Origin of the sequence: Halopseudomonas sabulinigri (genome assembly GCF_900105255.1) — a bacterium.
Lineage (GTDB): Bacteria > Pseudomonadota > Gammaproteobacteria > Pseudomonadales > Pseudomonadaceae > Halopseudomonas > Halopseudomonas sabulinigri.
Window position 1 is genome coordinate 3,432,552 of sequence record NZ_LT629763.1, and the last position, 20,090, is coordinate 3,452,641.

At 61.9% G+C, this 20,090-nt stretch carries 20 protein-coding genes, 1 tRNA gene and 1 pseudogene; 6 read left to right on the forward strand and 16 right to left on the reverse strand.

Annotated elements, in window-relative coordinates; all coding sequences use genetic code 11:
- Window positions 1-43 precede the first annotated feature (43 nt).
- The 8 genes from ychF to BLU26_RS15595 all read right to left on the reverse strand — a co-directional run bounded on the left by ychF (window position 44) and on the right by BLU26_RS15595 (window position 6,936).
- Window positions 44-1,144 carry a redox-regulated ATPase YchF gene (ychF, locus tag BLU26_RS15560; RefSeq protein ID WP_092287773.1) on the reverse strand — a complete coding sequence of 367 codons (1,101 nt, stop codon included), beginning with the start codon at window positions 1,142-1,144 and terminating at the stop codon, window positions 44-46.
- 38 nt (window positions 1,145-1,182) lie between these two features.
- On the reverse strand, window positions 1,183-1,770 hold the full coding sequence (gene pth, locus BLU26_RS15565; protein ID WP_231701962.1) for an aminoacyl-tRNA hydrolase: 588 nt from the start codon (window positions 1,768-1,770) through the stop codon (window positions 1,183-1,185).
- Window positions 1,771-1,801: 31 nt separating this feature from the next.
- Window positions 1,802-2,440: a 50S ribosomal protein L25/general stress protein Ctc gene (locus tag BLU26_RS15570; RefSeq protein WP_092287774.1), complete on the reverse strand. Its 639-nt coding sequence runs from the start codon at window positions 2,438-2,440 to the stop codon at window positions 1,802-1,804.
- A gap of 105 nt (window positions 2,441-2,545) precedes the next feature.
- Window positions 2,546-3,487: a ribose-phosphate pyrophosphokinase gene (locus BLU26_RS15575; RefSeq protein ID WP_092287775.1), complete on the reverse strand. Its 942-nt coding sequence runs from the start codon at window positions 3,485-3,487 to the stop codon at window positions 2,546-2,548.
- Window positions 3,488-3,605: 118 nt separating this feature from the next.
- A tRNA-Gln gene (locus tag BLU26_RS15580) sits at window positions 3,606-3,680 on the reverse strand.
- Between the two features lie 34 nt (window positions 3,681-3,714).
- Window positions 3,715-4,572: a 4-(cytidine 5'-diphospho)-2-C-methyl-D-erythritol kinase gene (ispE, locus tag BLU26_RS15585; protein ID WP_092287776.1), complete on the reverse strand. Its 858-nt coding sequence runs from the start codon at window positions 4,570-4,572 to the stop codon at window positions 3,715-3,717.
- A 10-nt stretch (window positions 4,573-4,582) separates the two neighbouring features.
- On the reverse strand, window positions 4,583-5,200 hold the full coding sequence (gene lolB, locus BLU26_RS15590; RefSeq protein ID WP_092287777.1) for a lipoprotein insertase outer membrane protein LolB: 618 nt from the start codon (window positions 5,198-5,200) through the stop codon (window positions 4,583-4,585).
- A gap of 17 nt (window positions 5,201-5,217) precedes the next feature.
- Window positions 5,218-6,936 carry a tetratricopeptide repeat protein gene (locus tag BLU26_RS15595; protein WP_172830662.1) on the reverse strand — a complete coding sequence of 573 codons (1,719 nt, stop codon included), beginning with the start codon at window positions 6,934-6,936 and terminating at the stop codon, window positions 5,218-5,220.
- A gap of 299 nt (window positions 6,937-7,235) precedes the next feature.
- Here BLU26_RS15595 and hemA point away from each other — a divergent pair.
- From hemA to BLU26_RS15625, 6 genes and pseudogenes are all read left to right on the forward strand, one after another.
- Window positions 7,236-8,510 (forward strand): annotated as a pseudogene (gene hemA, locus BLU26_RS15600) (glutamyl-tRNA reductase); the annotation flags it as partial.
- Window positions 8,511-8,584: 74 nt separating this feature from the next.
- On the forward strand, window positions 8,585-9,670 hold the full coding sequence (gene prfA / locus BLU26_RS15605; protein ID WP_092287780.1) for a peptide chain release factor 1: 1,086 nt from the start codon (window positions 8,585-8,587) through the stop codon (window positions 9,668-9,670).
- Window positions 9,667-10,500, forward strand: coding sequence for a peptide chain release factor N(5)-glutamine methyltransferase (gene prmC / locus BLU26_RS15610; RefSeq protein ID WP_092287781.1), 834 nt, complete (start codon window positions 9,667-9,669; stop codon window positions 10,498-10,500). Before prfA ends, prmC begins: the two co-directional genes overlap by 4 nt.
- Window positions 10,493-11,254, forward strand: a complete 762-nt coding sequence (locus BLU26_RS15615; RefSeq protein ID WP_092287782.1) for a molybdopterin-synthase adenylyltransferase MoeB — start codon at window positions 10,493-10,495, stop codon at window positions 11,252-11,254. The genes prmC and BLU26_RS15615 overlap by 8 nt, the downstream gene beginning before the upstream one ends.
- Window positions 11,251-12,036: a glutamate racemase gene (gene murI, locus BLU26_RS15620; protein ID WP_092288523.1), complete on the forward strand. Its 786-nt coding sequence runs from the start codon at window positions 11,251-11,253 to the stop codon at window positions 12,034-12,036. The genes BLU26_RS15615 and murI overlap by 4 nt, the downstream gene beginning before the upstream one ends.
- A 62-nt stretch (window positions 12,037-12,098) precedes the next feature.
- The gene (locus tag BLU26_RS15625) at window positions 12,099-12,626 is read left to right on the forward strand and encodes an acyloxyacyl hydrolase (RefSeq protein ID WP_231701963.1); all 528 of its coding nucleotides are present in this window, start codon (window positions 12,099-12,101) and stop codon (window positions 12,624-12,626) included.
- A 17-nt stretch (window positions 12,627-12,643) separates the two neighbouring features.
- Here the strand turns inward: BLU26_RS15625 and BLU26_RS15630 are convergent, their stop codons facing one another.
- The 8 genes from BLU26_RS15630 to BLU26_RS15665 are packed head-to-tail and all read right to left on the reverse strand — an operon-like array spanning window position 12,644 to window position 20,086.
- Window positions 12,644-13,174 (reverse strand): DUF2878 domain-containing protein, encoded by a 531-nt coding sequence (locus tag BLU26_RS15630; RefSeq protein WP_092287783.1) that lies wholly within the window; start codon window positions 13,172-13,174, stop codon window positions 12,644-12,646.
- A gap of 1 nt (window position 13,175) precedes the next feature.
- Window positions 13,176-14,504, reverse strand: coding sequence for an SAM-dependent methyltransferase (locus BLU26_RS15635; RefSeq protein ID WP_092287784.1), 1,329 nt, complete (start codon window positions 14,502-14,504; stop codon window positions 13,176-13,178).
- Complete coding sequence (locus BLU26_RS15640) at window positions 14,482-15,303, reverse strand: DUF1365 domain-containing protein (protein ID WP_092287785.1); 822 nt, start codon at window positions 15,301-15,303, stop codon at window positions 14,482-14,484. Before BLU26_RS15640 ends, BLU26_RS15635 begins: the two co-directional genes overlap by 23 nt.
- On the reverse strand, window positions 15,303-16,550 hold the full coding sequence (locus BLU26_RS15645; RefSeq protein ID WP_092287786.1) for an NAD(P)/FAD-dependent oxidoreductase: 1,248 nt from the start codon (window positions 16,548-16,550) through the stop codon (window positions 15,303-15,305). Before BLU26_RS15645 ends, BLU26_RS15640 begins: the two co-directional genes overlap by 1 nt.
- A complete protein-coding gene (locus BLU26_RS15650) occupies window positions 16,550-17,323 on the reverse strand; it encodes an SDR family NAD(P)-dependent oxidoreductase (protein ID WP_092287787.1) in 774 nt (257 codons plus the stop codon). Before BLU26_RS15650 ends, BLU26_RS15645 begins: the two co-directional genes overlap by 1 nt.
- The gene (locus BLU26_RS15655) at window positions 17,320-17,751 is read right to left on the reverse strand and encodes a nuclear transport factor 2 family protein (protein WP_092287788.1); all 432 of its coding nucleotides are present in this window, start codon (window positions 17,749-17,751) and stop codon (window positions 17,320-17,322) included. The genes BLU26_RS15650 and BLU26_RS15655 overlap by 4 nt, the downstream gene beginning before the upstream one ends.
- Complete coding sequence (gene phrB / locus BLU26_RS15660; RefSeq protein WP_092287789.1) at window positions 17,748-19,184, reverse strand: deoxyribodipyrimidine photo-lyase; 1,437 nt, start codon at window positions 19,182-19,184, stop codon at window positions 17,748-17,750. Before phrB ends, BLU26_RS15655 begins: the two co-directional genes overlap by 4 nt.
- Window positions 19,181-20,086, reverse strand: coding sequence for a MerR family transcriptional regulator (locus tag BLU26_RS15665; RefSeq protein ID WP_092287790.1), 906 nt, complete (start codon window positions 20,084-20,086; stop codon window positions 19,181-19,183). The genes phrB and BLU26_RS15665 overlap by 4 nt, the downstream gene beginning before the upstream one ends.
- Window positions 20,087-20,090 lie beyond the last annotated feature (4 nt).

Below are 20,090 nucleotides of genomic sequence, written 5' to 3' on the forward strand. Positions count from 1 at the left end.
GGCACCTGGGGTGCGCCGGGGGCTTTTGTCTGCGGGCTGGCGTTTAAACGTTGAAGCGGAAGTGCACCACATCGCCATCCTTGACGATGTACTCCTTGCCTTCCAGGCGCCACTTGCCGGCTTCCTTGGCACCACTTTCACCGTTGTACTTGATGAAGTCGTCATAGGCGGTGACTTCGGCGCGAATAAACCCTTTCTCGAAGTCGGTATGGATCACGCCGGCGGCCTGGGGGGCAGTGGCGCCAATCTTAACGGTCCAGGCGCGTACTTCCTTAACACCGGCGGTGAAATAGGTCTGCAGGCCCAGCAGCTCATAACCGGCGCGGATAACACGGTTCAGGCCTGGTTCGTCCATGCCCATAGTTTCGAGGAACATCTGCTTCTCCTCGTCGTCATCCAGCTCGGCAATTTCTGCTTCAATCTTGTTGCACACAGGCACCACGATGGCGTCTTCTTCGGCGGCGATCGCTTTCACTACATCCAGCAGCGGGTTGTTCTCGAAGCCTTCTTCCGACACGTTGGCGATGTACATCACCGGCTTGACGGTCAGCAGGTGGAACTGGCGTACGGTGGCGCGCTCTTCCGGGCTGAACGTCTTCAGCAACGTGCGTGCGGGCTTGCCTTCGCTGAAGTGAGGGATCAGTTTTTCCAGCAAGGCCTTCTGGGCAATGGCCTCTTTATCGCCACCCTTGGCGTTGCGGCTGACGCGGTAGAGCTGCTTCTCGCAGCTGTCGAGGTCGGCAAAGATCAGTTCCAGATCGATGATCTCGATATCGCGCTTGGGGTCGACGCTGTTGGCGACGTGGATGACGTTCTCGTCTTCAAAGCAGCGCACTACGTGGGCGATCGCATCGGTCTCGCGGATGTTGGCGAGAAACTTGTTCCCCAGGCCTTCGCCTTTGGAGGCACCTTCTACCAGGCCGGCGATGTCGACGAACTCCATGGTCGTCGGCAGCACTTTTTGCGGATTGACGATAGCGGCGAGGGCGTCCAGGCGTGGGTCAGGCATGGCAACGATGCCGCTGTTTGGCTCAATGGTGCAGAAAGGGAAGTTCTCTGCCGCAATACCGGATTTGGTCAGCGCATTGAACAGCGTGGATTTGCCGACGTTGGGCAGTCCGACAATACCGCAATTGAAACCCATAGTGATGTCCTCTGCCGTGTTTGGCGGCGCAAATTGATTCAGGCTTTGAAACTGTGCAGGCGTTGCATGACACCGGACCACTGGCCCTGGCTGATGCCGGGCAACTCGCGGATGGCTTCATCGATGCAGGCGTCCAACGCTTCCAGTTCGGCTTTGGGCGCCCGGCCCAGTACAAAGCCGGTCACCTGCGAGCTATGGCCGGGATGGCCAATGCCAAGGCGCAGGCGATGAAAGGTATTCTGGTTGCCCAGTTGGGCGATGATGTCGCGCAGTCCGTTGTGACCACCGTGGCCGCCGCCTTTTTTGCACTTGACCACGCCGGGGGGCAGGTCGAGTTCATCGTGGGCAACCAGGATTTCTTCCGGCGCAATGCGATAGAAGCTGGCCAGTGCGGCAACAGCTTGACCGCTGCGGTTCATGAAGGTGGTGGGGATCAACAGACGAATGTCCTGGCCGTCAAGGACCAGACGGCCGGTCAGGCCGAAAAACTTGCTTTCAGCGCGCAGGCTGACGTTGTACTTGTCGGCCAGCCGCTCAATAAAAAGGGCGCCAGCGTTGTGGCGGGTCAGGTCATATTCCGGGCCAGGATTACCCAGCCCTACGATTAACTTGATTCCCTGCGTCACAACGGGCGCCCCTCTCGAGTCAGGCGGGAGATTACTCCGCAGACTCCTCACCTTCGTCAGCCGCCGGAGCGTCTTCGGATTCAACGGCTACGCGTGCAGCGTGTACGTTGGCAACCGGCAGATCGTGGTCAGCGCCCTGCGCCAGCGCAGGAACGGCAACGCCCTTCGGCAGCTTCAGGTTGGACAGGTGAACGATGTCGCCCAGGTCAACACCGGCCATGTCCACTTCGATGAACTCGGGCAGGTCTTTCGGCAGGCAGGTTACTTCAACGTCGGTCATGGTGTGAGAGATCACGCCGCCGCTCTTCTTGACGCCGACACAGTTGTCTTCGTTGATGAAGTGCAGGGGAACGTGAACGGTCACTTCGTGACCTGCAACCACGCGCAGGAAGTCGGCATGCATGATGCGCGGCTTGGCGGGGTGACGCTGCAGTGCTTTCAGCAGCACGTCTTCTTTCTTGCCGTCAACCGACAGCTTGATGACGTGGGAGTAGAAAGCTTCGTTTTCCAGGGCCTTGTTCAGTTCGCGCGCAGCGATGGAAATGCTCTGCGGCTCTTTGTTGCCACCGTAAACGATAGCTGGCACCAGACCGTCGTTACGACGCAGGCGGCGGCTCGCACCTTTCCCCAGGTCGTCACGGGTATTCGCATTCAGAGAGAAGTCGACCATGTGTAGTCTCCTTGCAAAAACATCCGGGCACTTGCGACCAGCGCGTCGGATGATTGATGAAAACCCGGCCGTTAGTGGTCGGGTCGTTGAATCAGCGTGCTGCCCTTAACGGAACATCGCGCTGATGGATTCTTCGTTGCTGATACGGCGCATGGCTTCGGCAACTACGGGTGCCATGTCGAGCTGGCGAATACGATCGCAGGCGGCGGCAGCCGGGGAGAGCGGGATAGTGTTGGTCACTACCAGCTGGTCCAGCACCGAATTGCTGATGTTCTCGATGGCCTTGCCAGACAGGATCGGGTGCGTGCAGTAGGCGAATACCTGGGCCGCGCCGTGATCTTTCAATGCCTTGGCTGCATGGCAAAGAGTGCCGGCGGTGTCGACCATGTCGTCGACCAGCACGCAGTTGCGGCCTTCGATGTCACCGATGATGTGCATCACTTCAGACTGGTTCGCCTTGGGGCGACGCTTGTCGATGATCGCCAGATCCACACCCAGGCTCTTGGCCACGGCACGGGCGCGGACTACGCCGCCGATGTCGGGGGAGACAATCATCAGGTTGTCGAAGCGTTGATCCTGGATATCGTCGATCAGTACTGGCGAGCCATAAATGTTGTCGACCGGGATGTCGAAAAAGCCCTGGATCTGGTCAGCGTGCAGGTCAACGGTGAGCAGACGATCAACACCGACGGTGTCGAGCATGTCGGCTACTACCTTGGCGCTGATGGCAACACGCGCAGAGCGCGGGCGGCGATCCTGGCGGGCGTACCCAAAATAAGGCACAACGGCAGTGATGCGTGAGGCGGAGGAGCGACGCAGGGCGTCGGCCATCACTACCAGCTCCATCAGATTGTCGTTGGTGGGTGCGCAGGTGGGCTGCAGGATGAAGACGTCCTTGCCGCGCACATTCTCGTTCAGTTCGACATTGACTTCGCCGTCGCTGAAGCGGCCAACCGTGGCATCGCCGAGGGGAATGTGCAATTGACGCACGACGCGTCGTGCCAGATCGGGGTTGGCGTTCCCCGTGAATACCATCATCTTGGACACGCAGCATTACCTTTTTTGGGTAGTGGTCTTTGCGATTGTGGATTCACGTCTGGAATGCCGAAAGCATCAACCAGATCAGACGTGGATCACGCTGTCTTGATTGCTGCCGGAGAGAAAATGGCAGGGGCGGCTGGATTCGAACCAACGCATGGCAGGATCAAAACCTGCTGCCTTACCGCTTGGCTACGCCCCTGTAACTGTCCGGATGCACGGCTGCATCCTTGTGCTTACTTGCTGATCAATTGATGTAACGGTGAAACGTTACAACCCTTGGCAACAAAGCTTCGCAGTGTGGCTGGCAACCGGGCGCGAACTTTATCAGCTTCGCGTTCATTTGGGAAGGCCCCAAATAAGCAACTGCCAGTCCCGGTCATCTTAGCCTCACAATAATTGTTTAGCAAGATCAACGTGTTACGAATTTCAGAGTAACGCGCTGCAACAACCGGCAAGCAGTCATTCCGACCACCGTGCTCACGGAAGGCCGCTAATGTAATGGGCGGGGTGTCGCGCGTCAACCTCTGATCGGAAAAAATCTCTGCGGTGCTGACCGAGCAAGTGGGAATAACCACCAGATACCAGGGTTCGTCTAGCTCCACCGGCGTCAGTTGCTCGCCCACGCCCTCGGCCCAGGCCGCTTTGCCACGCACGAATACAGGCACGTCGGCGCCCAGGGTAATGCCGATCTCGGCCAGCTGGTCTTCGTTTAGGCCGGTTTGCCACAGGTGATTGAGGCCAACCAGAGTGCTTGCGGCATCAGAGCTGCCACCACCAAGGCCGCCGCCCATGGGCAGGCGCTTGTCGAGCTGAATGTCGGCGCCCAGGTGGGTTCCGGTGGCCTGTTGCAGCAGTCGCGCGGCGCGCACTATGAGGTTGTCCTCGGCGGCTACGCCGGCCAATTCACTGTGCAGGTTGATCTGGCCGTCGCTGCGCGTACTGAAGTGCAGGGTGTCGCCGTGGTCGACAAACTGAAATAGCGTCTGCAGGGTATGGTAGCCGTCCGCGCGGCGGCCGGTGATGTGCAAAAACAGATTGAGCTTTGCCGGAGCCGGCAGACTGAGTTCGGCGGAGTTCACTGTGGTGTTCATTCGTTGCGGTTCATTCAGGCAGGCGTGGCTTCCAGTCGGTGACCACCAGGGTCAACAGCAGGTCGTGCCCAGAGATTTGCAGGCGCTGTGGTAGCTCAACATCGCCGACTTGCTGGTAGCGGCTGTATTCGACTGTCCAGCCGCTTTGGCTAAGCCGGGCGAGCCGACTGTGGGTATCCAGTTGCAGGCGGCTGGCGGCGTCGGGTGCGGGTAGGCCGCGCACCCACCAGAGCAAGTGCTCGACCGGCAGGCGCCAGCCGATTTGCTGCTCCAGCAGCGCTTCAGCTGACGCGGCGCTGACCGGTTGGCGTCCGGCGACTTCCAGGGTGGTCTGCTGGTCATCACCCTGAATGCGGGTAGCACCCCGACCGAGTGGGCCGGACAGGCGAATATCGTAGTAGTCGTTACGTTGTAGCCAAAACAGGGTGCCGCTGCCGGACTCGCCAGGTGCGCGAACGCCCAGCTTGCCCTGCAGTTCCCAGCTGCGAATGGGTTCTACCTGCTGACGGTGGGTCTTCCAGGCCTGGGCGTCGCCGCCCAGCTCCAGGGTTTCACGTTGATGCAGGCTGCTACAGGCGCCTAGCGTGAGCGTCAGCAGCAGGAGAGGCAGGGTGCGCAGCAGGGACATATTTATTCGGGTTCCAGTCATTCGGCTTCAAGGCGGTTGCGGGTGGCGGGAATCAGGTCGCTGTCAGGGCTTTGCTCCAGTCCCTGTTTCCAGACTTTGCGGGCTTCTTTTTTGTTCCCCTGACGCCAGAGTACTTCGCCAAGGTGAGCGGCGACCTCCTGGTCGGGAAACTCGGCAAAGGCGCCGCGCAGCAGTTGCTCGGCGCGCTCCAGATCGCCCAGGCGGTAGTATACCCAGCCGAGGCTGTCGCGCACTGCCGGGTCGTCGGGTTCGAGTGCGGCGGCGCGTTGCAGCATGCTCAGGGCCTCATCCAGGCGCTCATTGCGGTCAGCCAGGGTGTAGCCCAGAGCGTTGAGCGCCATGGCGTTGTCGGGCTCGCGCGCCAATATAGTGCGTAGATCCTCTTCGGTTCCGGCGGGGTTGCCCAGTTGGTCATGCAGCATGGCGCGGGTATACAGCAGGCTGCTTTCCAGCGGATACGCCTGCAGGGCTGCGTTGGTGCTCTGCATGGCTTTTTCGGGTTGGCCGCTAAGGGCTTCGATTTCTATCTGGTAGAACGTCAGGGCGTGCTGCGGGTAGTCTTCCCGGTCCTGTTGCAGCTGGCTGCCCAGCTCCTCAAGCTGGCCCTGCCTGAACAGCAGCTGACTGATCTGCAGGCGTGAGGTCAGCAGTTCGTTGCCGCTGTCGATCTGCTGCCAGGTTTTCAGCGCTGCCTCGGGTTGGCCCGCCGCCAGCTGCGCGTTACCCAGATGGTAGCGCGCGGTATTGTTGTCGGGGCTGACCAGCAGCACTTGCTGCAACTGCTCGACCGCCTCGGTGGGCTGGTCCAGTTCAAGATAGATCAGACCTAACGAGAGGCGCAGGTCCGGGTCCTCGGGGTTGTCCTGCACCAGCTTGGCGTATTGGGTGCTGGCGGCGCGGTAGTCACCAGAGGTCACCAGCATGCGAGCCAACAGCAGACGCATGCGCGTGTCATCAGGAAAGGATTCCAGCCCGCTATAAAGTATCTGTTCGGCGCGGTCGGGGTCCTGCTCCACCACCAGGCGGCTGTGCAGCAGTATGGCGGCTGGCGCTGCGTCGGTGCCACGATGGTTCTCCAGCAGTGACAGGGCCTCGTCTTCGCGACCCGCTTGCTGCAGTAACAGCGCCTTGGCGAATACCAGTTGGGTGTTGTCCGGGTGGCGCTCCAGCATCTGCGTCAGGCTTTCCAGCAAGGCTTCGCGGGTGGGGGCGTCGCTTTCTGCGGCGGCCAGTGCGAGGAAGTCGAAATGTGTCTCGCCGTGCAGGTCCAGGGCGCGCTGCATCATGTCCATCGCCTGCTCATGCTGTCCGGTGCGAGCCAGGTGTATGGCTGCGGAGCGCAGGGCTTCAGGATTGCTGCCATCCAGCTCGACCCAGAGTTGGGCCATGTCGAGCGCAGGCTTTTCGGCGCCGAGAAACTCCGCCACCCGCATGGCGCGTTCGGTCACGCCAGGGTCGCGGGTTTCGCGGGCCTGATGCAGGTAGTTGTCGAGGGCGATGTCGAAACGGTTGCGCTGGCCGGCAATTTCGGCGGTCAGCAGGTCGAACAAGGTGTCTTGACGGAACTGGCCGTACTCGATCGGTTCAGCCGGTGCTTCAACCACCTGAGCTGGCGGTTGCGGCGCGGGTTCCGGTTTGGATAGGGCGGTGCAGCCACCGACCAGTAGCCCGCCCATGAGCAACAATAAGGGGGGCGGGGTAAACGAAGCCTTCATAGACACTCTCATACGCTGCGATTGGGGAGCTGCCGAACCAGTCATCGGAACCTCATTTGCCGCCGCGGGGGTGGGCTGCAACGGTGCTCGCGAGCTGACCGCCAAGCGGTTTTCATCATGACACAGGATGTGCCGCAAACCCATACTCGGCAGGGTGTGCGGGGCAAAAGTGCGGTGTCCGCGGCGAATTGCCGCTCCACTGCGCAGCGTCGGTTGCCAAGCGGCAATTGATTGGCGCGGGGTAACATAGGACAATTAGTCCCTTTGGCAGTCGTTTCGTTCCGGCATCATGAGGCACCATGGGTTTTATCGCATTGGGCATCAATCACAAGACCGCAGGCGTGGAGGTGCGCGAGCGCCTGTCGTTTGCGCCTGAGCAGCTGCCGGATGCGCTGCAACGTCTGCGCGACGAGACGGGCACCCAGGAAGTGGCCATTCTCTCTACCTGCAACCGCACCGAGCTGTACTGCGCGCAGGATCAGCTGGACGCCGAAAGCCTGGTCGCCTGGGTCGCCGCCTTCCATGGTATGACCGCAGACGAGGTACGCCGCTGCAGCTATTTGCATCAGGAGGCCGGCGCGGTCAATCACATGATGCGGGTCGCGGCCGGACTCGACTCCATGGTACTGGGCGAGCCGCAAATCCTCGGGCAGATGAAAGATGCCTGGCAGGCCGCGCGCACCGCCGGAACCCTGGGCCCCCATCTGGATCGATTGTTCCAGAGTACCTTCAGCATGGCCAAGCAGGTGCGCACCGACACCCGTATTGGCGAAAACCCGGTCTCGGTCGCCTTCGCTGCGGTCAGTCTGGCCAAACAGATCTTTTCCGATCTGCGCCGCAGCACCGCGCTGTTGATCGGCGCTGGCGAGACCATCGGCCTGGTGGCGCGCCATCTATACGATCAGGGTGTGGGCAAGATCATCGTTGCCAACCGCACACTGGAGCGCGCGGCGGTGCTCAGCGAGCCCTTGGGTGGTCAGTCGATTGTGCTCAATCAGATTCCCGATGTGTTGGCGCAATGCGACGTGATCATCAGTTCGACTGCCAGTCCGTTGCCGATTCTGGGCAAGGGGGCGGTCGAGCGGGCACTCAAGCAGCGCAAGCACAAGCCGATGTTCATGGTGGATATCGCCGTGCCGCGCGACATTGAGCCCGAAGTGGGTGACCTGGCCGATGTCTATCTTTACAGCGTGGACGACCTGCACCAGGTGATCGAAGAGAATCTGCGCTCACGCCAGGGCGCGGCCAACGCCGCCGAGCGTCTTATTGAGGTTGGCACCGATGATTTCATGCAGCGCCTGCGCGCGCTGGCGGCGGTGGATGTGCTGCGCGATTACCGCAACAAGGCCGAGCAGTTGCGCGACCAGGAGCTGCTCAAGGCGCAGCAAAAACTGGAGCGGGGGATTGATCCGGCGCTGGTGCTGGCTGAGATGGCCCGGGGCCTGACCAACAAGTTGCTGCATGACCCCAGCGTGCAGCTCAAGCAGATGAGCGCCCAGGGGCGCGTGGAAGCGCTGGCGCTGGCGCAAGAGCTTTTTGCCCTGACCGGCAATGCGGCGGAGCGCGCGCCGCAGAACACCTCTTTATCTGATGTGGCGGCGGCCGACAGCACCACCGGCACCGTGCATCCAATCCTACAAGGCAAATGATGAAAGCATCCCTGTTGAACCGTCTGGACACCTTGAGCGAGCGTTTCGAAGAGTTGTCGGCGCTGCTCAGTGATGCCGAGGTGATCAGCGATCAAAACCGCTTCCGTGCCTATTCCAAGGAGTACGCCGAGTTGGAAGCCACGGTGAAGTGTTACGACAGTTGGCGCAGTGTGCAGGGCGACCTGGAAGAAGCGCGCAGTCTGCTCAAGGACAGTGATCCCGACCTGCGGGAAATGGCCGAGGAAGACGCCGCCGCCAGCGAGGCCCAAGTGGTGGCGCTGGAAGAGGAGCTGAACCGCCTGTTGCTGCCCAAGGACCCTAACGACGAACGCAACGTATTTCTTGAAGTACGCGCCGGTACCGGCGGTGATGAGGCCGCGATCTTTGCTGGTGATCTGTTTCGCATGTACAGCCGCTACGCCGAACGGCAGGGCTGGCGCGTCGAGATTCTTTCCGAGAATGCCGGCGAGCACGGTGGCTATAAAGAAGTCATTGCCCGGGTTGAAGGGCAGAGCGTGTACGCCAAGCTGAAGTTCGAGTCGGGTGCGCATCGCGTGCAGCGGGTACCCGAGACCGAATCTCAGGGACGCATTCATACGTCGGCCTGCACCGTAGCGGTCCTGCCGGAAATGGACGCCCAGGCCGAGATCGAGATCAACGCCAATGACCTGCGTGTCGATACCTACCGCGCCTCGGGCGCCGGCGGCCAGCACGTCAATAAGACCGATTCTGCGATTCGCCTGACGCACTTGCCCACGGGTATCGTTGTTGAGTGTCAGGATGAGCGCTCGCAGCACAAGAACCGCGCACGTGCGATGAGTCTGTTGCAGGCCAAACTGGTCAACCAGCAGCGCGAAGCGCAGGAAAAGGAAATTTCCGATACCCGCCGTTCGCTGGTCGGTTCGGGTGACCGTTCCGAGCGCATCCGTACCTATAACTTCCCACAGGGTCGGGTCACCGATCACCGCATCAATCTCACCCTGTACAGCCTCGACGAGGTAATTCAGGGTGGCCTCGATGGCGTGGTCGAACCCTTGCTCCGCGAATATCAGGCTGATCAACTGGCGGCCCTGGAAAACGCATGAGCCTGACCGTCGCCGAGCTGTTGGCGCAGGCCGAATTGCCTGGTTCGGACAGCCCCGCGCTGGACGCCGAGTTGTTGCTGTGCCAGGTGCTGGGCAAGGGGCGCAGTTATTTGCGCAGCTGGCCGGATGCCCAGCTCGGTGATGAACAGATAGCCGCTTTTCACGCGTTGCTGGCGCGCCGACGCGCCGGCGAGCCCGTAGCCTACCTGCTGGGCGAGCGGGGTTTCTGGACGCTGGACCTGCAGGTCAGCCCGGCCACGCTGATCCCACGCCCGGACACCGAGCGGCTGGTCGAACTCGGGTTGGAACTTGGCCCGCAGGGGCCGGCTGCGGTGCTCGATCTGGGCACCGGCAGCGGCGCCATCGCGCTGGCGCTGGCGGCGGAACGGCCAGACTGGCAACTGACCGGCAGTGACCGGGTCGCCGAGGCCGTGGTGTTGGCGCAGTGCAACGCCGAGCGGTTGCGACTTAGCAATGTGCAGTTTGTGCTCAGCCACTGGTTTGCCGAATTGCAAGGTCAGCGATTCGAATTGATTGTGTCCAACCCGCCTTACATTGCCGCCGATGACCCGCATCTAGCGCAGGGCGACGTGCGCTTTGAACCGCGCAGTGCGTTGGTCAGCGGCGCCGATGGTCTGGATGATATTCGCCATTTGGTCAGTACCGCACCGGCGCATCTGCAACCCGGTGGCTGGCTGCTGCTGGAACACGGTTGGCAGCAGGCCGAGGCGGTGGCCGAGTTGTTGCGCGCTCGCGGCTATCAACAGGTCCAGAGCTGGCGCGATCTGGGCGGCAACCTGCGGGTCACGGGAGGGCGCTGGCATGGATGACGAAAGCCTGCTGCGTTACAGCCGGCAGATACTGCTGCCGCAAATCGACATTGCCGGCCAGCAGCGGCTGCTGAACAGCCGCGTGCTGATCGTTGGCCTCGGTGGCCTGGGCGCACCGGTCGCGCTCTATCTGGCAGCGGCCGGGGTCGGCACTCTGCTGCTGGCTGATCATGACCGGGTGGATCTGACCAATCTGCAGCGCCAGATCATTCATCACAGCGCTAGCCTCGGCCAGCTCAAGGTAGACTCCGCCGCCGAGCGCTTGCACGCGCTCAACCCCGAGGTGCAGGTGCGGCGTTTGCCCACCGCGCTGGCCGAAGACAGCCTGCAGGCGGCGATTGCGGAGGTTGATCTGGTGCTCGATTGTTCTGACAACTTTGCCACCCGGCAGGCGGTCAATGCCGCCTGCTTCGCGTTGGGCAAGCCGCTGGTCTCCGGCGCGGCCATTCGCCTGGAAGGTCAGCTCAGCGTGTTTGATCCGCGCGACGACGTCAGCCCCTGTTATCAGTGCCTGTATGGCGCAGGTGAGGGCGATGACGTGGCGCTGAGCTGCAGTGAAGCAGGCGTGCTCGGCCCCTTGGTCGGGCTGGTTGGCAGCCTGCAGGCGCTGGAGGCACTCAAGTTGCTGGCCGGTTTTGGTACGCCGCTGGTGGGGCGCCTGCTGCTGATCGATGCGCTCGACAGTCGCTTCCGTGAAATGCGCGTGCGGCGTGATCCGGCTTGTGCCTGCTGCACCGCCAGGGCTGCCTCTTGAACGCCCCGGTTGGCGTATTCGACTCCGGTGTCGGTGGCCTGTCGGTGCTGCGCGAGATTCGCCAGCTGTTGCCGGCGGAGTCGCTACTCTACGTTGCCGACAGCGGCTACGTACCCTACGGCGACAAGCCGCCTGAGCAGATTCGCGAACGTAGCCGTGCCATTGCCCGTTTTCTGATCGAGCGCGGCGCCAAGGCGCTGGTACTGGCGTGCAATACCGCTACGGCCGCCGCGATCAACGATTTGCGCGGCGAGTTCGACCTGCCGATCATTGGCATGGAGCCGGCCGTCAAGCCGGCAGCCCTGGCCACCCGCAATGGTGTGGTAGGTGTGCTGGCCACCACCGGCACCCTGCAAAGCGCTAAATTTGCCGCCTTGCTGGACCGCTTCGCGCGCTCGGTCAAGGTCATCACCCAGCCTTGTCCGGGACTGGTCGAGTGTGTCGAGCGTGGCGAATTGAGCGGTCCGGCGGTGGAGGCGCTGCTGCAGCGTTACACAGCGCCCCTGCTGGCGGCCGGTTGCGACACCCTGATTCTAGGTTGTACTCACTACCCCTTTCTGCGCCCCGCGTTGCAGTGCCTGTTGCCGCCGCAGGTACAGATTGTCGATACCGGTGCGGCAGTGGCCCGTCAGTTACAGGTCAAACTGACCGAAAACCAGCTGCTCAGCCGCCAGCCGCCAGCTGCCACCGCGTTCTGGAGCAGTGGTGACCCGCAGCAGATGTACGCCGTGCTGCCGGTTTTGCTGGGTGAGAACGCGCAAGTAGAAAATCTCGGCATCTAAGAACTTTTGGGCGAAGTACTGTCTATTTTGTGTCTGTTTAACGAAATGCTAAGGAAAAGAGCATGAGAAATAAGGGCTTGATGCTGGGTAGTATGTTGTCGGTCATGGCGTTCAGTTCACCGGTCTTTGCGCTTGACGGCCTCACCCTTGAAGCAGGGCACACCAACGAATCAACGGATGCCTATCGTCTGGCTGCGCAGTTCGAGTTTGCCAGTGAAATGTGGCGTAGTGATGGTGGCGCGGTAGCATTGGACGGTTACTGGGATGCCGGTTACACCTATTGGAATGATCTGGACACCCAAAGTATTTCGCTGACGCCGATGTTCCGCCTGCAGTTTGGACCCGACAACGGCGGCGTGACGCCGTTTCTGGAAGCGGGTATCGGTGCTGCGCTGTTCAGTGAGAGCAATCTCGATGACCGCCGGGACCTGGGGTCAAACTTCCAGTTTGAGGATCGCATTGGCGCTGGCTTGCGCTTTGCGTCCGGTTCCGAGCTGGGGTTGCGCTATTACCACTATTCGAACGCCGGCATAGAGCAGCCGAACCAGGGCATCAACAAGGCCGCTCTATACTATCGCTTCGCCATCTGAGCGTTGACTGGCAGCGTCTAGCGGCGCTGCCGGGCCAGCTGCAGCAGGCGAAATTGCTCCCGGTACAGGTGGGCAAACCCGTGCAGCAACGGCATGACTAGGGCCCATATCGGCGCCAAGATCCAGAGGGTCGCTTGCTGGCCGAGCGGTAGGCTGACACTGGCCAGGGCGCTACCGGCAAAATACGCCATGGGCCCGCCCACGGCGCCCAGCACCGCAGCAAGCCAGATTGGCTTGGCGCTCCAGGCCAGCGAGTGATTCAGCGTGGTCCCCAATAGTGCCCATAGCAGCACCAGCCAAAGCGGGGCGAGGGTATCGGTGGTGGCGAAGTCGAACACCCCTAACTGCAACAGAAAAGAGTCCAGCGCGGCGCCGGTCAATGCAACGCTGACCACCAGTTTGCCCTCGGCAGCCCAAGAACTGATCCAGCAAAAATGCAGCACCAGCGCCGCCAGCGGAACGAGCAGCCACCAGCTGGTCCCGCCCAGCACGCAGGCGAACCAGCCAGCTTGAAACAGCAGCGCGTTGGCGATCAGTCGAGTGGGCATATCACTCCCCCAGAGCGTAAAGATCCAATTTGGGTCTGGCGTCGGGTTTGCTTAGCAGGACCTGCGCAGTGCCGATGGAGCGCTCGATAAAACCGCCCTCGCAGTAGCACAGGTAGAACTCCCAGAGCCGAAAAAAGGCGTCATCATACCCGAGATGGGCTAGCTCGCCACGGGCCGCACGCAGGTTCTGGTGCCAGTGACGCAGGGTGCGTGCATAGTGGCTGCCGATGTCTTCCAGGTGCAGCATCGCCAGGTCGGTGTGCTTGCGGGTCAACTCGGCAATCAGGCTGATCGAGGGTAATGAGCCGCCGGGGAATATGTAACGCTGGATGAAATCCACACTGCGCCGCGCCTGCTCGTAGCGCTGGTCGCGAATAGTGATGGCCTGCAGCAGCATCAGGCCGTTTGGCTTGAGCCGCGCGGCGCAGGTTTCAAAATAGTTGCGAAAGAATTCATGCCCGACCGCCTCGACCATTTCGATCGAGACCAGCTTGTCGTACTGTCCGTCGAGTTCACGGTAATCCTTGAGCAGCAGGGTGATGCGATCTTCTAGGCCCAGCTCGCGGATGCGCTGCGCGGTGAAGGCATACTGTTCATCGGACAGGGTGGTGGTGGTGACCCGGCAGCCATAATGGGTCGCGGCGTAGATCGCCATGCTGCCCCAGCCGGTACCGATTTCCAGCAGGTGATCATCCGCGCACAATTCCAGTTTGCAGCAGATGCGCTTGAGCTTGTTCCACTGCGCCTGCTCCAGATTGTCCTCACTGGGCGGGAAGATCGCAGCCGAATACATCATGCTCGGGTCTAGGAAGTTTTCGAACAGCGCATTGCCCAGGTCGTAGTGCGCCTGAATGTTGCGCCTGGAACCGCTGAGAGTGTTGCGGTTGAGCCAGTGCAGCCATTTCAGCGCGGGTGCGCCGAGCCGGGCGAGGCCGGTTTCCATGGCATCCAGTACATCCAGATTGCGTACGAACAGCCGCGTGACCGCGGTAAGGTCCGGGGTCGACCAGTAGCCCTGGATATAGGCCTCGCCGGAGCCGACGCTGCCATTGCTGGCAATCATGCCGTAAGCGGCGGCATCCTCTACGCGGATCTCGGCATGCAGACCATCGCTGTCGGGCTGGCCGAAATGCAGCGTCTGCCCTGCCTCGTGCACCGTCAGAGTACCTCGGGTGATGGCGCTCAATTGCCGCAACACAGCGCGGCGACTGAGCGTGGTCAGCCAGCCGTTTGCTGCCCCGCCCTGGTCTTTATTGCGTTGCACCGCTGGGGCGGGTGACGGCGTCTTTCGGCGGTTGGCAAGCGCATCATCTGGGCTGCTGGGTTTCATCGGACTGCTCCTTGACGATAACGGCTGAAGACGTTTGCAGGCTGTGCTCGGCTTGCTGGTGGTCGAATATGGGTGTGCGCTTGATTAGCAGGCGTGCCGCCTGCCAGTAGATCGCGCTCACTGTTTTCAGCACCATGAACGGGAACGAGCAGGCTTCGCTGCGCAGCAGGCTGGCGCTAAGCGGCGTGCGCTCAAGGCTTAGCGTGGCGTCGAACAGCCGCTGCTCGCCTTGCCAGTCTTCCATGTGCACGCGCAGGCGCTGCGCGGGTTGGCTAAAACGCATGCGGTAATCCAGGTCCGCCGGCAGAAAAGGCGAGACATGAAACGCCTTGCGCGTCTCTACCCGCTGCTCGCTGCGCTGCGGGTCGGCTTTGATCAGATAGCAGAAGCGCTCGCGCCATGGCGTGTTGGTCACCTCGGCGATGATCGCCTGCAGCTGGCCTGCGCGGTCATGGCAATAGAAAAAGGACACCGGGTTGAACACCAGGCCAAAGCTGCGCACCTGAGTCAGTAGCTGTACGGCGCCGTCGGCGCAGACGCCAAGCTGCTCCTGCACCAAGCGCTGCGCGCAGGCTTTCAGGCTTTCGTCGTCGGCGCGCTGATCGCGCAGGTAATCCAGCTCGCGAAAGCGCATGGGCGAGTACCAGCGCCCTGACCATAACCAACTGAGGCCGAAGACGGCGGCCTGTTCATCCAGGTCGAGCAACAGCAGGCTGGTGCGGTAGTTGAATGCGTGCTGGCGCGGGGCGTGCCGGCGATGCCGCACCTCTCCCCGGTAGAGCGCGCTGGCGAGCGTCATTACAACGACTCCCCAAAGGCCGCGGCGACGCGCAGGGCGCTGACTACGCCGTCTTCATGGAAGCCGTTGGCCCAATAGGCGCCGCAGTAGAAGCTGTGCTGTTTGCCGAGCAGCTCTTCCCAGCGCGCCTGCGCCCTGACGGCGGCCAGACTGTACTGCGGATGCGCGTAGGAGAAGCGGCGCAGGATCTTGTCGGGGTCGATCTGCGCAGTCTGATTCAGGCTGACGCAGAAGGTCTGCGGCGCCTCGATGCCCTGCAGTATGTTCATGTTGTAAGTGACCGCGGCGGGCTGTTCGATGGCGTGGCCCAAGCGATAATTCCAGCTGGCCCAAGCGAGTCTGCGTTGCGGCAGCAGGCGGGTGTCGGTGTGCAGTACAACCTCGTTGTCAGCGTAGCCGATGGCGCCCAGAATCTCTTCTTCGGCGCTGCTGGGAGTATCCAGCATGGCCAACGCCTGGTCGCTGTGGCAGGCGAACACCACCTTGTCGAAACGTTCTTCACCGGCGCTACTGTGGATAGCCACATCGGGGCCGTTGCGCTCTACTCGCTGAACCGGACAGCCCAAGCGTATGTTGTTTCTGAAGGGTTCGATCAGTGGCGCGAGGTAGTTGCGTGAGCCGCCACAGACTACGCGCCATTGCGGCCTGTCCTTGATGCCGAGCAGACCGTGATTACGAAAGAAACGCACGAAGAACGCGAGCGGGAAGGCCAGCATCTGCTCCAGCGGCATGGACCAGATCGCCGCCCCCATAGGCACTATGTAATGTTCCCTGAAGCGCTTGCCGTAGCCGCGTGAATTCAGGTAGCTGCCCAGTGTGGTGTCGGCGTCCAGGGTGCCGTCGCGCAAATCCTCTTGAGCTTCGCGGTTGAAGCGCAGGATGTCGCGCAGCATCAGCAAGAAGCCCGGAGAAATCAGGTTGCGTCGCCGCGCAAACAGGGTCTTCAGCGTATTGCCGTTGTACTCCATGCCGCTACGCGGATCGCTGACGGAAAAGCTCATTTCGGTCGGCTGCGAGGCTACGCCCAACTGCTTCAGCAGTTCGATGAAGTTGGGGTAGGTCCAGTCGTTGAAAACGATAAAACCGGTGTCGATGGCGTAATCGCGGCCATCAACCGATACATCTACCGTATGAGTGTGCCCGCCGACCCAGTCGGAGGCTTCAAATACGGTCACCTCGTGGCGGCGCGACAGCAGGCGGGCACAGACCAGCCCGGAAATACCAGAGCCGATTATGGCAACGCGCATCAGCAACCTCCGGTTGTGGTGGTAGGGCGAGCGAGGCGTTTAGTCAGCATGACGCGCAGTGCCGACGGCAGATGGCCGACCAGACACAGCAGTGAGATGAAGGGCCCCGGAAAGCTGATCTCGCGCTTGCCGCGCTCAATGCCGCGAATAATGGCCTGAGCCGCTTTTTCGCTGGTGATCTGCATGGGCATGGGAAAATCGTTGGCGGCCGTCAGCGGGGTTTCAACGAAGCCGGGACTGACCAGACTTACCTTGATGCCGTCTTGCGCCAGATCCAGCTCCAGTGACTGAAACAGGTAGCGCACGGCCGCCTTGGAGGCGCCGTAGGCTTCGGCGCGGGGCAGCGGCACAAAGGTCACGCTGCTGCCAACCCCGACCAGACGCGGCTGCTCGCCGGCCCGCAGCAGCGGCAGGGCGGTTTCGATGCAATGGGCGGTGCCTTGCACATTGACCTGCATGACGCGCCCGAACAGTGCCGCATCAAAGGTGGGCAGGTCCATGTATTCGCAGGTGCCGGCATTGAGAATAGCCAGGTCCAGTGCGCCCCAGGCGGCGCCGATGCGCTCGCCGACTTCGCGTACCGCGTGCGGGTCAGTGAGATCGGCGGTGATCACCAGAATCTGTCCGGGAAAACGCTCGGCCAGTGCCAGCAGTGGCGGTGCGCTGCGGGCGGTCAGTGCCAGTTTATGCCCCTGGGCGGCCAGTTGCTCGGCCAGTGCAAGCCCGATTCCGCTGGAGGCGCCGGTCAGCCAGATACGCTTTTGTATGCTCATGCCAATCTTCCTTTGAGCCAGGCAATGACACGCCCCAGCAGTGGTAAATGTTCGTACAGCAGGGCGCCAGCATCGTAATAATCGATGTGCCGGTCTACCTTGCCGTCGTGCCAGTGAATCAGAGTGCAGCCGGGTACGCTGATTAGCTCGCCGCCAGCCAGCCGCGGATGACGAAAGCGCATGACCCAGCGCAACATCGCCTGCTGCTCGTCGATGCCGCTGCATTGCAAGAATTCGAACTCAAGCTCGCTGACGTTCGCATAGAGATTCTCGCAATAGGCCTGCAGTGCCGGCAGCCCCTGCAGATCGTGCAGGGGGTCGGTAAAGTGAATCTGCGGGTGATACAGCTCGCTTAACCGCTCAAGGTTGTGCTTGTTCAGGGCCGCGAAACCGGCGGCAAACTGACGGGCAAATTCGGTGCTGTTCATGCTTCGGCTCCCAGGCTGCGGAACGCCTCGATGGCGCGCTGGCGACTGCTTTTCAAATCGACAATAGGGGCCGGATAGTCGACGGCGTTCAGCAGATCGTTCACCGGTGGACTATGGATCTCGCGCGGCGACAGGTGGGCCAGGGCAGGCAACCATTGCCGGATAAAACTACCGTCAGGATCGCACTTTTGCGACTGGCTTAGCGGGTTGAATACGCGGAAGTAAGGCGCAGCGTCTGTGCCGGTCGAGGCGCTCCATTGCCAGCCGCCGTTGTTGGCGGCCAGATCACCGTCGATCAGGTGCTGCATGAACCAGCGCTCGCCCTCCCGCCAGTCGATCAGCAGGTTCTTGCTGAGGAACATGGCGCTGATCATGCGCAGGCGATTGTGCATCCAGCCGGTTTGCAGCAGTTGCTGCATGGCCGCATCCACAATGGGAATGCCGGTTTCGCCCTGCTGCCAGGCGCGCAGGCCCTCGGGGTCATCGCGCCAGACCACCGCCTCGGTGTCCGGACGGAATGCGCGGTGCCGCGAGACGCGCGGATAGCAGACCAGGATGTGCTTGTAGAACTCGCGCCAGAGTAGCTCGTTGATCCAGCTGACGGCGCCTGGGTTGCCGCTATCGAACTCGCCGTGATTGATTTGCAGCGCGGCATGCAGGCATTGCCGCGGTGACACAACGCCGGCGGCCAGATAAGCCGAGAGACGGCTGGTGCCGTCTAGATCAGGGCGGTCGCGGTCTTGCTCATAGTCTTCCAGCAGCTGCTGGGTAAAGTGCTGCAGGCGCTCGTGCGCGGCCTCTTCACCCGCTGGCCAGAGTGCTTGCTGGGCTTCGCTGGCGGCGCTGAAGCCGGCAAAGGCGTCGGGCAGCGCACTGCTTTGCGGTGTGCTGACGGATTGTTTCTCGGGGGCCGGCAGGCAACGCGGCAAGTGGCGGTGCAGGGCCTCGTAGGCACGGCGGCGAAACTGGCTGTACACCTTGAACATGCTGCCGGCCTGGGTCTGCAGGCTGCCCGGTGGGAATAGCAATTGATCGGTGTAGCGTTGGCAATGCAAGTCGCGCGCCTGCCAGGCCTGCATCACGGCGTCGTCGCGCGCCTGTTCATGCAGGCCGTACTCGTCGTTGAAGTAGAGCGCATCGGCGCCCAGCTCGGCGGCGCAATCAAGCAGCAACTGCGGGCACTGGTCCCATCTGTCGGCTTCCAGAATGCGCAGGGCAATACCCTGGTTTTGTAGATTGCCGGCCAACGCCTGCAGATTGCGGCGCCAGAAATCGACCTTGATCGGCGCGTCGTCGTGCTCGCGCCACACCGCCGGCGTGGCGATGAATACCCCCACCACCGGGCCACGTTGACTGGCATGGTAGAGCGCATGGTTGTCGTGCAGACGCAGGTCGGCGCGCAGCCAGCATAGCGAAACACTGCTCTGGCTCATGCGGCGTCTCCTGCAAGGGCCTGCTGCAGTTGCTCGAAACTCAGCGCCGGGCTGCTGCTGAGCAGCGTTATGCCCGCGTCGCGTAGGTCACCTGCGTGCAGTTGCACTATCGGTCCGGCAGCGAACAGCGGGCAGCTGACCTGACCCGCCAGGCGCGGTAGATCGCGCTCCAGCGTTGTCGGGTCAAGGCGCTGACTGCCCACCAGCAGCATGGCATCCAACGGACGGCGCTCATGTAGCAGCGTCAACTCGCTGGCCGGGGGGCAAACCTCCAGGCGAAGCAGGCGAAAACCGGCATCACTGAACAGCAGCGATAGCAGGTCGAGCCGCGGTTCATGGCTGGTACCGGAGATATTGGCCAGTAGCAGACGCGGTCCTTGCGCCTGTTCCTGCTGCATGGCCAGTCGCGCGGCCATTTGGCTGTGCAGCCAGGAGTGCAGAAACTGCTTCTCCAACTGGTTGCCGTATTGGCTGGCCGGGCGCTGCTCAAGTTCGGCCAGCACCGGCTCCAACAGTTGCGCGCAGACCAGCGGTGCAGGATACAAACCCATCAGGTCGCGGTACTGGGCGGCCAACTGACGGTTGTCGAAACGGGCCAGGCTGAACAGCAGGGTATCGCTCTGGTGCTGCCATAACGAGGCACGCTCAAGGCTGGGCGCAGGCTCGACCTGCTCGCGCACCAGCGCGGCAACCTGACTGATCGCCACCCCGCGCTCCAGCCAGGTCAGGATCTGCTGAATCTGTTGCAGCTGCTCGGGCGCATACAAGCGATGCCCCTTGGGCGTACGGTGCGGCTTGACCAGGCCATAGCGGCGCTCCCAGGCCCGCAGCGTGACCGGATTGACGCCGGTGGCGCGAGCGACTTCGCGAATGGGCAGCAGGCTGGCTTCTTGGGTATGCATGGCG

Excerpts from the sequence above, each read along its gene's own strand:
- ychF (WP_092287773.1), bottom strand. The coding sequence starts at position 1,144 with ATGGGTTTCAATTGCGGTATTGTCGGACTGCCCAACGTCGGCAAATCC.
- BLU26_RS15570 (WP_092287774.1), bottom strand. The coding sequence starts at position 2,440 with ATGGTCGACTTCTCTCTGAATGCGAATACCCGTGACGACCTGGGGAAA.
- ispE (WP_092287776.1), bottom strand. The coding sequence starts at position 4,572 with ATGAACACCACAGTGAACTCCGCCGAACTCAGTCTGCCGGCTCCGGCA.
- lolB (WP_092287777.1), bottom strand. The coding sequence starts at position 5,200 with ATGTCCCTGCTGCGCACCCTGCCTCTCCTGCTGCTGACGCTCACGCTA.
- BLU26_RS15595 (WP_172830662.1), bottom strand. The coding sequence starts at position 6,936 with ATGAAGGCTTCGTTTACCCCGCCCCCCTTATTGTTGCTCATGGGCGGG.
- prfA (WP_092287780.1), top strand. The coding sequence starts at position 8,585 with ATGAAAGCATCCCTGTTGAACCGTCTGGACACCTTGAGCGAGCGTTTC.
- prmC (WP_092287781.1), top strand. The coding sequence starts at position 9,667 with ATGAGCCTGACCGTCGCCGAGCTGTTGGCGCAGGCCGAATTGCCTGGT.
- BLU26_RS15615 (WP_092287782.1), top strand. The coding sequence starts at position 10,493 with ATGGATGACGAAAGCCTGCTGCGTTACAGCCGGCAGATACTGCTGCCG.
- BLU26_RS15625 (WP_231701963.1), top strand. The coding sequence starts at position 12,099 with ATGAGAAATAAGGGCTTGATGCTGGGTAGTATGTTGTCGGTCATGGCG.
- BLU26_RS15630 (WP_092287783.1), bottom strand. The coding sequence starts at position 13,174 with ATGCCCACTCGACTGATCGCCAACGCGCTGCTGTTTCAAGCTGGCTGG.
- BLU26_RS15635 (WP_092287784.1), bottom strand. The coding sequence starts at position 14,504 with ATGAAACCCAGCAGCCCAGATGATGCGCTTGCCAACCGCCGAAAGACG.
- BLU26_RS15640 (WP_092287785.1), bottom strand. The coding sequence starts at position 15,303 with ATGACGCTCGCCAGCGCGCTCTACCGGGGAGAGGTGCGGCATCGCCGG.
- BLU26_RS15645 (WP_092287786.1), bottom strand. The coding sequence starts at position 16,550 with ATGCGCGTTGCCATAATCGGCTCTGGTATTTCCGGGCTGGTCTGTGCC.
- BLU26_RS15650 (WP_092287787.1), bottom strand. The coding sequence starts at position 17,323 with ATGAGCATACAAAAGCGTATCTGGCTGACCGGCGCCTCCAGCGGAATC.
- BLU26_RS15655 (WP_092287788.1), bottom strand. The coding sequence starts at position 17,751 with ATGAACAGCACCGAATTTGCCCGTCAGTTTGCCGCCGGTTTCGCGGCC.
- phrB (WP_092287789.1), bottom strand. The coding sequence starts at position 19,184 with ATGAGCCAGAGCAGTGTTTCGCTATGCTGGCTGCGCGCCGACCTGCGT.
- BLU26_RS15665 (WP_092287790.1), bottom strand. The coding sequence starts at position 20,086 with ATGCATACCCAAGAAGCCAGCCTGCTGCCCATTCGCGAAGTCGCTCGC.